The 14844-nt window shown below is 38.0% G+C and carries 16 protein-coding genes; 5 read left to right on the plus strand and 11 right to left on the minus strand.

What is annotated here, in order from left to right; genetic code table 11:
- Window positions 1-4 precede the first annotated feature (4 nt).
- Both COCH_RS10080 and COCH_RS10085 read right to left on the minus strand, forming a co-directional pair.
- Window positions 5-1141: a CapA family protein gene (locus tag COCH_RS10080; RefSeq protein WP_015782986.1), complete on the minus strand. Its 1137-nt coding sequence runs from the start codon at window positions 1139-1141 to the stop codon at window positions 5-7.
- 8 nt (window positions 1142-1149) lie between these two features.
- Window positions 1150-1800, minus strand: coding sequence for a phosphatidylserine decarboxylase family protein (locus COCH_RS10085; RefSeq protein ID WP_015782987.1), 651 nt, complete (start codon window positions 1798-1800; stop codon window positions 1150-1152).
- Window positions 1801-2299: 499 nt separating this feature from the next.
- Between COCH_RS10085 and prmA the strand changes: the two genes are divergently transcribed.
- From prmA to COCH_RS10100, 3 genes are read left to right on the plus strand one after another with little or no spacing between them, the layout of a single operon-like run.
- Window positions 2300-3136: a 50S ribosomal protein L11 methyltransferase gene (gene prmA, locus COCH_RS10090; protein WP_015782988.1), complete on the plus strand. Its 837-nt coding sequence runs from the start codon at window positions 2300-2302 to the stop codon at window positions 3134-3136.
- Window positions 3136-3822: an SMUG2 DNA glycosylase family protein gene (locus COCH_RS10095; RefSeq protein WP_015782989.1), complete on the plus strand. Its 687-nt coding sequence runs from the start codon at window positions 3136-3138 to the stop codon at window positions 3820-3822. The genes prmA and COCH_RS10095 overlap by 1 nt, the downstream gene beginning before the upstream one ends.
- Window positions 3823-3825: 3 nt before the next feature.
- Window positions 3826-5325 carry a phytoene desaturase family protein gene (locus tag COCH_RS10100; RefSeq protein WP_015782990.1) on the plus strand — a complete coding sequence of 500 codons (1500 nt, stop codon included), beginning with the start codon at window positions 3826-3828 and terminating at the stop codon, window positions 5323-5325.
- On the opposite strand, the gene COCH_RS10105 is transcribed toward COCH_RS10100, so the two are convergent.
- The 3 genes from COCH_RS10105 to ettA form a co-directional block, all read right to left on the minus strand.
- Complete coding sequence (locus tag COCH_RS10105) at window positions 5289-7352, minus strand: M13 family metallopeptidase (RefSeq protein WP_015782991.1); 2064 nt, start codon at window positions 7350-7352, stop codon at window positions 5289-5291. The genes COCH_RS10100 and COCH_RS10105 overlap by 37 nt on opposite strands.
- A gap of 137 nt (window positions 7353-7489) precedes the next feature.
- The gene (locus tag COCH_RS10110; RefSeq protein WP_041546842.1) at window positions 7490-8068 is read right to left on the minus strand and encodes a flavin reductase family protein; all 579 of its coding nucleotides are present in this window, start codon (window positions 8066-8068) and stop codon (window positions 7490-7492) included.
- 86 nt (window positions 8069-8154) lie between these two features.
- Complete coding sequence (ettA, locus tag COCH_RS10115; protein ID WP_015782993.1) at window positions 8155-9846, minus strand: energy-dependent translational throttle protein EttA; 1692 nt, start codon at window positions 9844-9846, stop codon at window positions 8155-8157.
- A 272-nt stretch (window positions 9847-10118) separates the two neighbouring features.
- Here ettA and COCH_RS10120 point away from each other — a divergent pair, with 272 nt between their 5' ends.
- Together COCH_RS10120 and COCH_RS10125 are read left to right on the plus strand one after the other, a co-directional pair.
- Complete coding sequence (locus tag COCH_RS10120) at window positions 10119-10718, plus strand: hypothetical protein (protein ID WP_015782994.1); 600 nt, start codon at window positions 10119-10121, stop codon at window positions 10716-10718.
- Window positions 10708-10992, plus strand: a complete 285-nt coding sequence (locus COCH_RS10125) for a winged helix-turn-helix domain-containing protein (protein WP_009419679.1) — start codon at window positions 10708-10710, stop codon at window positions 10990-10992. Before COCH_RS10120 ends, COCH_RS10125 begins: the two co-directional genes overlap by 11 nt.
- 51 nt (window positions 10993-11043) lie before the next feature.
- Here the strand turns inward: COCH_RS10125 and COCH_RS10130 are convergent, their stop codons facing one another.
- The 6 genes from COCH_RS10130 to COCH_RS10155 all read right to left on the minus strand — a co-directional run bounded on the left by COCH_RS10130 (window position 11044) and on the right by COCH_RS10155 (window position 14369).
- Entirely contained in the window at window positions 11044-11664 is a 621-nt protein-coding gene (locus tag COCH_RS10130; protein ID WP_015782995.1) for an L-threonylcarbamoyladenylate synthase, read from the minus strand.
- 17 nt (window positions 11665-11681) lie between these two features.
- On the minus strand, window positions 11682-12098 hold the full coding sequence (locus tag COCH_RS10135) for a PaaI family thioesterase (protein WP_009419677.1): 417 nt from the start codon (window positions 12096-12098) through the stop codon (window positions 11682-11684).
- Window positions 12099-12148: 50 nt separating this feature from the next.
- Entirely contained in the window at window positions 12149-12466 is a 318-nt protein-coding gene (locus COCH_RS10140; protein WP_002672205.1) for a DUF4298 domain-containing protein, read from the minus strand.
- A 31-nt stretch (window positions 12467-12497) separates the two neighbouring features.
- Complete coding sequence (locus COCH_RS10145) at window positions 12498-12806, minus strand: septum formation initiator family protein (RefSeq protein WP_002672207.1); 309 nt, start codon at window positions 12804-12806, stop codon at window positions 12498-12500.
- Entirely contained in the window at window positions 12806-13420 is a 615-nt protein-coding gene (gene udk, locus COCH_RS10150) for a uridine kinase (RefSeq protein WP_002672209.1), read from the minus strand. Before udk ends, COCH_RS10145 begins: the two co-directional genes overlap by 1 nt.
- 103 nt (window positions 13421-13523) lie before the next feature.
- Window positions 13524-14369, minus strand: a complete 846-nt coding sequence (locus COCH_RS10155; RefSeq protein WP_174250641.1) for an NADAR family protein — start codon at window positions 14367-14369, stop codon at window positions 13524-13526.
- Window positions 14370-14844: the final 475 nt, after the last annotated feature.

A 14844-nucleotide genomic window follows, 5' to 3' on the forward strand; every position in this document is an offset into this window, starting at 1 on the left:
TATTTTAGTTATTAGTTATTAGTTTGTTATCTGTCTGTTCTGTTGTCTTAATCAAAATTTGGTTATTCACAAAGTGTAAAGGTGTCTCAGGAAAGTCAAGATGAGTAAGGCGTTTCATCTCATTAAACACCTTGCAATCATTATCGAGTTTTAATCCTTTCACTTTCGTCTGTTTCACTGAAATCACATTGGCATAAAGAAAATTGCCTTTGCGGTCAATCTTAATATCAAGCAAAGGAGCAATACCATTAACTCCTTGCAGATTAAAATGCCCATAAGTATTGAAATTTCCCATACTATAAGCGATAAACTTCCTATTGTACACTTCCACCGCACGGGTAACGTGAGGTCCGTGCCCCAATACAATATCGGCACCTGCGTCTATTACCGAGTGCGCAAACTTATACACATTCCCCCTATTTTCACCGAAGAAAAACTCATCAGCTCTCGGCACGCGTGTATTTTTAGAGCCTTCAGCACCTCCGTGGAAAGAAACAATGAGGATATCCGCCTGTGGGCGCAATTCTTTTACCAAATCGGTAGCTTGTTCTATGTTGTTTATCGATAGCATATTACTATTGGGCGAAAAAGCACAAAAACCGTACTTTATGCCTTCTTTCTCAAATACAACCGACTTTTTTTCTACTGGTCCTGCGTGGTATATACCCACCTTATCGAGTATTTTAGCCGTATTGCGCCGTCCTTTTTCACCAAAGTCATTGGCGTGATTATTAGCGGTGCTCATCAGGTTAAAACCTGCTTCCTTAATGATTTTCCCATAGCGGTTGGGCATACGGAAAACATAGCAAGGACTCTCTTCTGTATCCTTGCACTTCTCGAAATCGCCGCTCTTGCACTTCTCCGAATCGCCACTATCGAGTATCGCTCCTTCTAAATTTCCGAACACAATATCACCTTTCAGATAGGGTTTTACGTATTTAAAACTGTTCACCGCATCGTCCTTAGGCAAATAACCAGCAGGAAAACCCGAGCCTATCATCACATCGCCAACGGCTACTATGGTAAGCGTATCTTTGGTACGAACGAGTAAGGTATCAACAGTAGTATGCACCAAACTATCTATTTGGGCTGTAGCATATCCACTAAAACTTAATGCTATTAACAATAAGATTCTCTGCATCTTATCCTTTATTTTTCGGCAATCACATCAATTCCTCCTTTTACGGTCTGATTGAGTTGTACATTTATTTTCGTCCCCAAAGGCAAATACACGTCTACACGCGACCCGAATTTGATAAATCCAGCATCTTCGCCTTGTACCACTGTTTCTCCCACTTTGGCATAATTCACAATGCGTTTAGCCAATGCTCCCGCTATTTGTCGGTATAAAACTTCACCGAACACTGGGTTATCTACCACTATGGTAGTACGTTCATTCTCTTCGGAAGCCTTAGGGTGCCACGCCACCAAATACTTCCCCGGGTGATACTCGCTATAAGTAACCTTTCCGCCTAAAGCATAACGAGTTACGTGCACATTCACAGGCGACATAAAAATCGATACCTGCAAACGTTTATCTTTAAAATATTCTTTCTCAAACACTTCTTCTATCACCACCACCTTACCGTCTACGGGAGCGATAATATGCTGGTCATTTTTAGGCGTAATGCGTTTAGGATTTCTAAAGAACTGCAATATAGCTATCAAAAATAAAAAAGCTACTATCTGTATAAGCTTTTTAAGCCACAGTATATCAACAAAATAATGCGCTATAACCGATATACCTATCACGGCGAATAGCGTAATGAGAATAATCTTAAAACCTTCTTTGTGAAACATTGTATGCAATTATTTTAGGGTGCAAAGATACGAAAGAATTAACAAATTGCAACGCACAATAAATATTTTTCAACCATAATTCTTGGTCTTCCCTATTTTTTTTACTACTTTTGCCCTCTGACATTAAAACTTTAATAACTATTGCATTTTTTTTGGCATATCGGCAATTTTAACATTTTTTCCTCAATGTCGAAAATTGAAGTTTTTACCAATTGAAATACAGCTTAATAAGACGTTAGCTTCGGCTTACCTTCGTCTTAGGTTCGTCTTTCCTTCGTCTTAGCTTCGCTCTAACACCATCTAAACGGCAGAGTAGCTGTAACTCTTATTTAACTGATTAATAAATATTTAATATTTTTCATAGTAATAAAGATAAAGAAGTGTTTTAATCAATTTTTTTGAAGAAAATGCACAGTTTTTATATATTTTAACATTTTTTTCTCAGTTTTCTAATCAGTACTCCACTTAAATAAATAATACTGATAATCAATTATATTTAATGAATTACATAGAATACACTTTTACCATTGCCCCTATGGGGGTTGCTTCTGAAATATTAGTTGCCGAACTTGCCGAAGTAGGCTTCGAGAGCTTTGTAGATACCGAAACCGGTTTGCAGGCTTATATACAAGAACCCTTTTGGAATGCTGATATACTCTCTGACATACAGATACTTCACAGTGAGGAGTTCCAAATTACCTACACACATCAAACTATTGAACAGGTGAATTGGAATGAGGAATGGGAAAAACACTTCGAGCCTATCACCGTAGACGATGAGTGTACCGTACGTGCTACCTTTCACCCCGAAGCACATACCCCTTATGAAATTGTTATCGACCCTAAGATGAGTTTCGGTACTGGTCATCACGAAACTACTTATATGATGTTGCAATTCCTTTTAAAGGAAGAACTCAAAGGCAAAAAGGTACTCGATATGGGTTGTGGCACAAGCGTACTCGCTATTATGGCAGCCAAACGCGGTGCTACTGAGGTACTCGCCATTGATGTAGACGAATGGTGTGTAGAGAACTCCATTGAAAACGTAGAACGCAATGGTTGTAAGCACATCAAAGTACAGTTGGGAGATGCTTCTTCACTGGCTAATGAAAAAGACTTCGACCTTATTATTGCGAATATCAACCGTAATATTCTCTTAAACGATATACCGCAGTATGTACCAGTTCTCAAAGCAGGAGGCTCTCTCTTGCTCAGTGGTTTTTACAAGGAAGAAATACCTCTTATCCGCGAAAAAGCAGAAGCATACGGTTTGCAATACATCGAGAACTTAGAACGCAACAACTGGGTAGCAGTAAAATTCAAAAAACAAGCCTAATGAGTACTTTCGCCGATAGAATTATTAACTTCAACACACATTTAGAGTACAACCAATCCTTGCCTAAGGGTTTTGATGTGCTGAATCCTTATATGGATAACCCTGAAACTATGGAGGTAATGCGTGCTTTTTATCACAAATTCTACAACGATAACCGTCAGCGGAAATTCATTATAGGCATCAATCCCAGCCGACACGGGGCAGGAGTTACAGGCGTTCCTTTTACTGATACCAAGCGATTAAAAAGCGAGTGTGGCATTACAATGAAGTCGGCACATACTCACGAAGTATCATCTGTTTTTATGTATGATATGATAAAAGCATACGGTGGAGTCACTAAGTTCTACAATGATTTTTATATCAATTCTCCTTTTCCTTTGGCTATTGTGCGAAAAGCCTCTGACGGCAAATGGCTCAATGCTAATTATTACGATGAAGAAGCACTCTTCAAATCATTAAAGGACTATATGATAGAAACTTTAAAAAAGCATATCGCCTTAGGAGTAGATGCTCAAAAGGTGTTCGTATTAGGCAAAAAGAACGCTACTTTCTTACAAAAATTGAATAAAGAAGCTACTTTATTTGGTGAAATGGTAGTATTAGAGCATCCTCGCTTTATCCAACAGTATAAATCAAAAGAAAAACAGCTGTATATCGATAAGTTTTTGACGAGTTTTGGAATATAGACAATGAAGCAATACGATGTTTTGGTGATAGGTAGCGGACTTTCGGGGCTCTTTTCGGCTTTGCTCTTGGCAAAAGCAGGAAAGAAAGTGTGTATATTGGAGAAAAATGAGCAGTATGGAGGTAATTTACAAACTTTTGTGCGCAATAATACGCTGTTTGATACAGGAGTGCATTACATAGGAAGTTTTGCTGAAGGTCAGGTGTTATACGAATATTTTAAAGATGTAGGTATAGCCAATCATCTTTCGGTAGAACGCCTTGATACAAACGGCTACGACCGTATTTGTTTTGGTGATACACCTAACGTGATGTATCCTCACGCTCAGGGCTATGAGAACTTCGTACAACAACTCCTCACCTACTTCCCCAATGAAAAAAAAGCCTTAGAAGAGTATGCTCACACAATGCAATCTATTTGCGATAAGTTTCCACTCTACCGCCATAAACAAGCAGTAGCCGATTACGATGTGCATACACTTTCCTTAAAACTCTTAGACTTTCTCAACGGTATCACAACTAATGACCGACTCAAAGCAGTGCTCTTAGGCTCTAACTTTCTCTATGGAGGTGCTGATGAGCAGACACCTTTATACGTGCACGCGCTATCGGTTAATTCATATATAGAAAGCGCTTGGCGACTCACACAAGGGGGTAGCCAAATCACCAACTTGCTCATTGAAAAATTGCGCCAATACGGTGCTGACCTTTTCAACCAAAGGGAGGTCATAGGCTTTGAATACAGTGAGGGGAATACTATCAACACAGTACTCACCAAGCAAGGAGAGCAGTTTGTTGCAAAACAAATCATCTCGGCTATAGATGTAAAGCAACTACTCAACATCACAGGCAAAAAGCCTTTTAAGCCTTCTTTTTGCAAACGCGTGCAGGGCTTACAACCTACGGTTGCTGCCTTTTCATTGCATTTGGTACTCAAGCCAAATTCTTTTCGCTACTTGCCCTATAATGTGTATTGGTTTAAGGATAATAACAGCGTTTACCACGCTACTAATTACCCTACTAACAACTTCCCGATTTCGTATATGCTCTCTATGAATCCACCCAAGGACGGCGGAGAGTATACTGATAATGTTACTATCCTCACCTATATGAACACTGATGAACTGCAACGCTGGCAAAATAGTTTTACTACCAACACCGAGGGTAATCATAGAGGCAACCAGTATGAAGTTTTCAAAAGTCAACGTGCTATGGATTTATTAGATGTAGTTGCTCAACAATTTCCTACACTCAAAAGTGCTATTGCTCATTACTACACCTCTACCCCACTCACTTACCGCGATTATATAGGCAACCCTACGGGAGCATTGTACGGCTACAAAAAAAACGCTAACCATATAATGGAAAGCGTTTTTATGCCACAAACTCACATCAAAAATTTGTATGTTACAGGGCAGAGTGTTGCAATGCACGGATTAGTAGGAGTTACTATTAGTGCGGTGCTCACCTACCAAATTTTGATGCGGTCTTCAGGTTTTTTATAGAGTTTATCACCTTCTTTTACATCAAAGGCTTTATACCAAGCATCTACATTCACAAGCGGACCAAATGAACGGAAATATCCTGGGCTATGAGGGTCGGTTTTTACTTGGTTTGTAAGGTATTTATCAGTCGAAAGCGTACGCCATACGGTACCCCAAGAGATAAAGAAACGTTGTTCTTGAGTGAAATTGCTTATTTTACCTACATTACCTTTATCTTTTAAGTACATTTGCAAAGCATCAAAAGCAATATTTACCCCACCGAGGTCAGCTATGTTCTCACCACTGGTGAAAGTACCATTTACGAATACACCTTTTACAGGTTCGTATTGGTCGTATTGTTTAGCAAGGGCTTTAGTAGCGTTCTCAAAGTTCTTTTTATCTTCAGGAGTCCACCAATTTTTTAGATTACCATCGCCGTCAAATTCAGCGCCACTATCGTCAAATCCGTGTGTCATTTCGTGACCTATTACAGCACCAATACCACCGAAGTTCACCGCAGGGTCGGCTTCGAAATTGAAGAAAGGAGGTTGTAAGATAGCCGCAGGGAAAACGATTTCATTATACAATGGATTGTAATACGCATTCACTGTTTGAGGCGACATACCCCATTTAGTTTTATCTACAGGCTTACCTACTTTTTCCAAACTCTTTTGGTAAGCCCATTCACTCACGCGTTGCAAGTTAGCAAAATACACCGTTTTAGCAGCCGGTTCAATGGTCAGTTTAGAGTAGTCTTCCCACTTATCGGGGTAACCTACCTTCACAGTAAATTTATTAAGTTTAGCCAAAGCCTTTTCCTTAGTAGCCTCTGACATCCAAGTTACATCTTTAATGTGTTGTGCAAAGCTCTTTTTGAGATAATCTACCAAAGTAACCATTTCTTCTTTAGCTTTAGGTGGAAAATACTTTTCTACATACAATTTACCAAAGGCTTCACCCAAAATACCATTGATAACGCTTAGCGCGCGTTTGTTCATTGGACGTTGTTCTTGTTGTCCTTGCAACTCCTTGTTGTAGAAGTTAAAAGAAAGCTCATCAAGTTCTTTGGTAAGGTTGCTCGCATTATCGGCTACTAATTGATATTTGAGGTAATCTTTGATAAGAGGTAAGTTCTTTTCGTTGATAAACTTATCGTATTGTTTGTACAAACGAATTTCAGAAACAACTACTTTATCAGTGTTCACCCCTACGTTTTTAAGAAACTGAGGTAGATTGAGGTTCTTCACCAACTTGCTGAGCTCAGCCATTGTTTGAGGGTTGTAGCTAAGGTTAGGATTGCGATCTTCCTCATTGGTGAGCATCAATTTGGCTACCGAGCGTTCAAAATCTACCATTTGTTTAGCTTTCTCAGCGGCTTTGTCGTCTTTAAGCACTTTGAAGATAGCCTTTACATAATCTTGATACTTTTGTAAAGCCTCAGTATTCTCCTTGTTGTCTTTTTGATAGTAATCGCGGCCCATACCGATGCTAAAGTTGCCGAGATACACAGTATTCATATTAGAATCCTTCATATCGGCATATACCCCCCAAGCACAGATAGGGTTTTCACCCTCGCGAGTTACCTCTTCCAAATACTTTTGAAGGTCTGTGAGGTTTTTAATAGCCTCAATCTTATTCAAATAACCTTCAATAGGTTTAAGCCCTTCGGCATCACGCTTTTTCCAATCGATAAACGATTCGTAGAGGTCTTTTATTTTCTGACCTTCAGTACCTTGAGCAAAGTTTTCCTTGAGGAGGTTATCCAAGATGAGCAAGCAATTCTCATCGGTTTTCTCGCGTAGGATATGGAAAGAGCCCCACGTAGGTTTATCGGCTGGTATTTTGGCAGTTTTAGCCCAAGTGCCGTTCACATAATTGTAGAAATCATCTTGCGGACGCACCGTAGTGTCCATTTCAGCAAGAGCAATCCCCTTGTCTGCATTTTTGTCTGTCATTGCATTTTCTGATTTTTTGTTATTTTCGCCACAAGCAACGATGAGTGCTGCCGACGAAAACAACAGTGCGGTTTTTACTGTTTTTCTCATCATCTTGTATAATGTTTTTGTTTAATGAAGCAAAGGTAAAAAATAATTAGCAATTAACAACAAAAAATATAAAAAAAGCTTTGCTAAACCTTGTAAGAGTTTTTAGCAAAGCTTTCTTTTTTCTTATCTTAGATAAGCCATTACTTAATACTGAAATTCAAACCTTTGTGTTCTCCCAATCCGTAATAATGTTTAAAATTATAGATAAGTGGTTCCCACTCTAGTGGATTGATTTTATTACCTTCCATTACCAAATGGTCTTCAGCGTGTACTTGCACAAATTCCAATTCTACAAGTACATAAGCATCGCGGTCATTCACGTTTTTCACTTTAGCTTCTGCCTGAATAGGACATTCGGCAATACGCGGAGGGCGTACTTTTTCTGAAGGTAATTGAGTAAATCCTCCAATACTAAACTTGTCGTCAGTATAAGTGTATTTACCCATTTTTTGAGGGGGCACAGGGTTTTGAGCGGTATAAGGGGCAATTGCCTCTACTTTTTCCCACATAGCTGCCGTAGGGAGGTTAAAAACTACCTCGGGCACTTCCATCACATTATGATAAGCCTTGTTTAGTTTTACAAGCGCTATCACAGCATTCACACCTAAAGTAAAGGTGCTTGAAATAGGCGTTACATCGGCGTTTCCATCTTTATCGGTAGTAGTAAGAAGTACTACAGGAAACCCGTAATAAAACATAGTTGGTAAAAAAGACTTCATACTATTTTTTTATTTTGGCACAAAAGTACAAAATCTAATTGGAAAAACAATAAATATTTATCAAAAAGTTTTCATATTTATTATTCTTACCGTACTAATTTCTTATACTTAATACGAGTAGGTGTTACTTCTTTGCCAAGTCGTTTTTTCTTATTCTCTTCATACTCTGAAAAGCTACCTTCAAAGAAATACACTTGTGAGTCACCTTCAAAAGCTAAAATATGAGTACAAATACGGTCTAAAAACCAACGGTCGTGTGAAATCACTACTGCACAACCTGCAAAGTTCTCTAAACCTTCTTCTAAGGCGCGAAGAGTATTTACGTCTAAATCGTTGGTAGGCTCGTCTAACAGTAATACGTTACCCTCTTCTTTAAGAGTCATTGCCAAGTGTAAACGGTTGCGTTCTCCTCCTGAAAGAGTGGCTACTTTTTTATTTTGTTCGCTACCACCAAAGTTAAATCTACTGAGATAAGCACGAGAGTTCACTTGTCTACCCCCCATCATAATGAGGTCTTGCCCACCAGAAAAGTTCTCCCATATAGACTTCTCGGGGTCTATTTGTTTGTGAGTTTGGTCTACATAAGCTATCTTCACCGTGTCACCTACCAGAAACTCACCACTATCGGGCTGTTCTTCACCCATTATCATACGGAAGATAGTAGATTTACCTGCTCCATTAGGACCTATCACTCCTACTATTCCTGCTTGAGGAAGCACAAAGTTTAAATCATCATAGAGTAGTTTATCACCAAAAGCTTTGGCTACGTGACGTGCTTCTATTACATTAGTTCCTAAACGAGGTCCGTTGGGAATATATATTTCCAACTTTTCTTCTAATTGTTTTTGGTCTTCATTGAGCAGACGGTCATAATTCTGCAAACGTGCTTTTTGTTTGGCTTGACGTCCTTTAGCTCCTTGACGTACCCATTCGAGCTCACGCTCCAATACTTTTTGACGTTTGTTTTCAGTTTTCTGTTCTTGAGCCAAACGTTTAGCTTTTTGGTCGAGCCAAGAAGAGTAATTGCCCTTCCAAGGAATACCTTCTCCACGATCGAGTTCTAATATCCAGCCCGCTACATTGTCTAAAAAATAACGGTCGTGGGTAACGGCTATAACTGTACCTGCATACTGTTGTAAATGCTGTTCTAACCACAATACCGATTCTGCATCGAGGTGGTTAGTTGGCTCGTCGAGTAACAAAACATCGGGTTGTTGCAAGAGCAGACGGCAGAGTGCTACCCTACGGCGTTCTCCTCCCGAAAGCACTTTGATAGGCGTATTGGGTTCAGGGGTACGGAGGGCTTCCATCGCTACTTCTAACTGATTGTCGAGTTCCCAAGCATTCAAGGCATCTATCTTGTCTTGTAACTCGGCTTGCTTATCCATCAGCTTTTGCATCTTATCGGGGTCAGAATAGTTTTCCTCGAGCCCAAAAAGATCGTTGATATGATTGAATTCCTCTAAGAGTTTTACTGTTTCGGCTACTCCTTCGCGTACTACTTCAATAACAGTTTTATCATCATCAAGATGAGGCTCTTGTTCGAGATAGCCTACGGTATAATTAGGAGCAAATACTACTTCTCCTTGATAGTTTTTATCTATTCCTGCAATAATTTTTAGCAGAGAGGATTTACCAGAGCCATTAAGCCCTAAAATACCGATTTTGGCTCCATAGAAGAAACTTAGGTAAATATCTTTGAGTACCTGTTTATTAGTAGATGAATAGGTTTTGCTTACCTTATTCATCGAGAAAATGATTTTCTTATCGTCTGCCATAGTTTAGTGAAAAATAAAAAATGAATAGTAAATGAAATCATTAAAGATTCTCATTATTACAAGTGCAAAAATATAAAAACAATACCAAGTAAACAAATTTTGGCTCGCACGCACTTGTAAACTGTAAAATTAAACTTTTATAATTAATTGAATTACAAGTTTATATAAAAAAAACATACCTTATTCTATAAAAATAATTGCTAAAAATTTAGTTTATATTATAAACTAACTTATATTTGCAGCGAATTTATAACATTAAACATTTTAACATTATGGACTTACAAGTATCCGACAGCTTGAAAATCATTCAGTCTGTCATCAATCAACGAAAACAAAAGTACGAAGAGAACGGTTTCTTCCTTATCTTTTGGAGTGTGCTTATTATGCTTGCAGGCGTACTGCAGTTTGCGATGCTTATCACCAACTATTATCCCAAACAATCAGGATTTGTATGGTTGATATTAATGCCTCTTGGCTTTGTGGTGAACTTCATTATCAAATACAAAGAAAAGAAAGTTGCTAGACAGAAAAACTACACCGATTGGTTAGATTGGATATGGGCAGTTGCAGGCATTAATGCAATTTTTGCTTTTTTAGTACCTTTGAGCCCTTTTGGAAAATTTCAAATAGCTATTTTGGTCATTTATCTGCCTTTTGCTTTTGTAGCTTTAGCAATGGCATTACAAATGAAAATGAAACTCTGGATAGCAACATCGTTAGTAGCTTTGTTGTTAATTTATGCAGGTATATTTGTGCCTTTTAGTTATGAAATCTATTTGCCTTTACTATGCGTAGTATTAGCAGCCTTATTGTTCTTAGTGCCTGGTATTCAATTTCATAACAAATATAAAAAGAGAAGTAATGTTCGCTGATTTAGACCCTATTTTGCACTCACAGCTTCGTTTGGCTATCGTCTCTCTATTGGTTTCAGAAGAAAAGGCTGATTTTGCCCGTATTAAGGAAATAACCAAAGCTACCTCTGGTAATATTTCTGTGCAAATCCAGAAGTTAGAGACTGCTGGTTATATCACTGTCAAAAAATCTTTTAAAGATAACTACCCCAATACCGAAGTTCAGCTCACCAAAGAAGGTCTTTTAGCTTTTGAGCGATATGTAGAGGCACTAAAAAGCTATATTAGCCGTTAGCCGTTAGCCGTTAGCCGTTAGTCGTTAGTTTCTAACCACTAACGGCTAATATCAAATAATTGATATGTCTCCTTTGCCTTCACGTAATACTTTCGGAGCATCTCCTGAAAGGTCTATAACTGTGGAAGCTACATTATCGCCATAACCGCCGTCAATCACCAAATCTACTTTGTTTTGCCATTTCTCGAAAATAAGTTCTGGATCGGTGGTATATTCTATCACATCATCTTCATCATAAATAGAGGTAGATACAATAGGGTTCCCTAATTTCTCTACAATTGTACGAGCTATTAAATTATCGGGGACACGAATACCCACTGTTTTTTTCTTCTTAAAATCTTTAGGTAAATTATTATTACCTTGCATAATGAAAGTATAAGGACCAGGTAACGTACGTTTCAACAACTTAAAAGTACTTGTATCTATTTGTTTTACGTAATCTGATAGGTTCTTTAAATCAGAACACACAAAAGAGAAGTTTGCTTTTTCGAGCTTTACCCCTTTGATACGAGCAATCTTTTCAAGAGCTTTAGTGTTAGTAATATCACAGCCCAATCCGTAAACTGTGTCGGTAGGATAAATAATCAATCCTCCACGGCGAAGGACTTCTACTACCCTATTTATATCTTTTTCATTGGGATTTTCATTATATAGTTTTATAAACTCAGCCATTTTTCAATGATTAACAGTTAGTAATTAATTCGTATAGTGGTAAATTTGCAGTAAGAGATAAGCTTTTCGTCTTGATTTGTCACTTTTATTTCCCATAACTGGAGCGTTCTACCTGCATTCACACATATTGCCTTAGCATAGAGTGTATCCCCTACCCTACCTGCTCGCACGTGATTAGCACTTAGTTCTATACCTCGTATCTGCTCTCCTTCTTCTCGATAGAGCAAATAAGCTCCTAAACTCCCTGCCGTTTCTGCCAGCGCAAGTGTAGCCCCTCCGTGAAGAACCCCGTCTATCTGAGTAACGCGTTCGGTAACTGGCATACTAAGAGTAATAGTACTTTCAGTAATTTCAGCAATTTCCATTTGCCAATCACGCATTAAATTATTAGGCGGTAGTGTTTCCCACAGTTGTTGCAAGGTTTCTTTATTCATATGATTTGGTAAAAACTTTAAGAGTTTACAAAAGTATAAGCGGTGATTTCCTAAGGATTCATTTCTTTTGCTTTAATTTTATCCAATAAAGTGCGATATTCATCAGCTAAATAAAACTGAGTGCCAATAGCATCAAAAATAGCATCTTGTGTGAGTACCCATTGCGGTACTTCGTCAGGTATTTTACCATCGTTGCTATCAAAATAGTCTTGGCGCCACTGTTTACTATCGTAATAAGCTACCAACTGGTCATACTCCGGTTGAATTGCTTTCCATTCTTCCAATACTTCTTGAGCTTTGGTAAGAGTATTTTCTAATTTAGCAAGAATGTCGTTCATCTTGCTAATATTCTCATATCGTTTGTTCATAGTTAATTCAAAAAAAAGTTAGTTTATTGTTTTAATTAATGCTATCGTATTCGATGATAAACACTTCTTCGTCGTCGTGTTTGAGATAGTATATTTCACGCCCTAACTTCTCTTTACCTTCTTCGGTGTAAAGAGATTGAAGTTCTTTTTTATCTTTTTCAATCTCCCTTTTAAGGAACTGTTTTTGCTTATTGAGTTTTTCTCTTTCTTTATTGAGTTCGTGGTGAGTTAATATAGAATTAGCATCAAAGAAAGTCATCCATATTATAAAAAAGAATAATATGGCAAGATATAGTTTATAGCCCTTCAATAAAGATAGATATTCAAGTAACTTTTTCATTATTTTTGAAATATACGGTTATGCACTATTGTTTTAATGATATCAATAGCTACTTTATTGCGCTTATTATTAGGAATAATGATATCGGCGAATTCTTTAGCAGGTTCAATAAACTCTAAATGCATAGGTTTTAAGGTGGTTTGATAGCGATTGAGTACTTCATTCACATCACGACCTCTCTCGGTTGTATCGCGTTTGATACGACGTATAAGTCGTTCATCAGAATCGGCGTGTACAAATATTTTAATATCAAAAAGCTCACGGATATCGGGGTGTGCAAAGATAAGAATACCTTCTACAATTACTACTTTGGTAGGTTTAACTAAAATGGTTTCGTTAGTACGGTTGTGTTCTACGAATGAATAAGTAGGACTTTGAATATCTTTTCCTTCTCTTAATGCTAATAAATGTTCTTTAAGCAAATCAAAATCGATAGAGTTGGGATGGTCGAAATTGATTTTGGTGCGGTCAGAAAAGCTAAGATAACTCAAATCTTTATAGTAAGAATCTTGTGAAATAACGGTAACTTCCTCGCCTGAGAGTTCTTTAATAATTTGATTGACAACAGTTGTTTTACCACAACCTGTTCCTCCTGTAATTCCTATGATAAGCATCTTTGATGTATTTTGGGGCAAAAGTATAAAATACTACTCAATTGACAAAGTAAAACTTAAAAATCGTCAATGAGAAGTTCTTTTAGTGATTGGTCTTTACATACTACAGCAACAAGTGTGCATTCTTATAAAGTTTGCGCAGTTCATCTCGTACTTCCATTAGGGCAAACCCCAAGAGATTCTTACCACGCCACGAAGCGATGTTGAACGCTTTTTCGTTATCTTTACCTAAACCAATACCCCAAATGGTGTCTAACGGACTGGCTTCTACTAATATCTTATCACCCGTAGATAAAAGAAAATCCATCATTGCTTGGTTTTGGGTAAATTTATAGTAATTGCCATTAAGTACAATACTGTATTTCACCTTATCCCATACGGCAGGGTCGAAATTGCGCACCTTTCTACCTAAAGATTTTATCAGCTTAGGATCGGTAGTGTTCATTATTTCCTTTTCTACTTCTTCATCGTCAAACAAACGAGCTTTTTCAGCCATCATATACTGTTCAGTACACGAATATTCATCGGCATTTACATTAAAAGGCGAAAGTTGCCATTGTGAAAAACAGGATTCATCTATGGTATCGGCATTAGGTTTCCAAAAGAAGAGAAACTTGAGTTTTTTAGGAGAGTTAAGAAAGGTTTCTTTGGAATATTTACACATTCCCTTAGGTTGCCAAAAGGAAATACTTCCAAAGTAATAATCCTCTTCATTATCAACAATATCTTGAGATAATTTACCGTCATTATTAATCATTTTCCAATTGTTGTGATGCCAAAAAACAGGATAAGGAAAAAGCTTTTGATACTCTTGTTGCTGTTTGGATGTAAGCGTGTCGTACCAATCCCAAAAATGGTAACGGTACTCTTCGCCATAGCCCATACGCCAGCCCATCGTAAATTCAGAAAGTTCAGGATATTTAATCCACTGCGGAGTCATATAATCCATAATTGAATAATTAATCATTAACAATGGGACAAAGATAGTAAATAATTAGATAATTAGCAAATGCGCTGTTAATACCACAGTGCGAGTCGTACGGGCAGTTGTAGCACGATAGGCAATCATAGCACGATGGGCAGGTAATAAAAAGACGGTGCGAGCCACAAGAGCAGATAATGAAAAGACTAGTGAGAAGCCCCCGAACCCCCGAAGGGGGACAAGCCTTAAAAAAAATTGGTAAAGACTATCAGTCTGAAAGACAAAACTTATTTGAAGATAGAGCGAAACTGAATCAAGCCTAAGGAAAACAAAAGACGGTGCGAGCTACAAGAGTAGATAAACAATTAACGAACAAAAGACGAACAAAAGACGAACAAAAGACGAACAAAAGACGAACAAATGACGGTGCGAGCCGCACGGGCAGATGAACGAATGACGAACAAATGACGGTGCGAGCCACACGGGCAGATGAACGAATGAC

Source organism: Capnocytophaga ochracea DSM 7271 (genome assembly GCF_000023285.1).
GTDB lineage: Bacteria > Bacteroidota > Bacteroidia > Flavobacteriales > Flavobacteriaceae > Capnocytophaga > Capnocytophaga ochracea.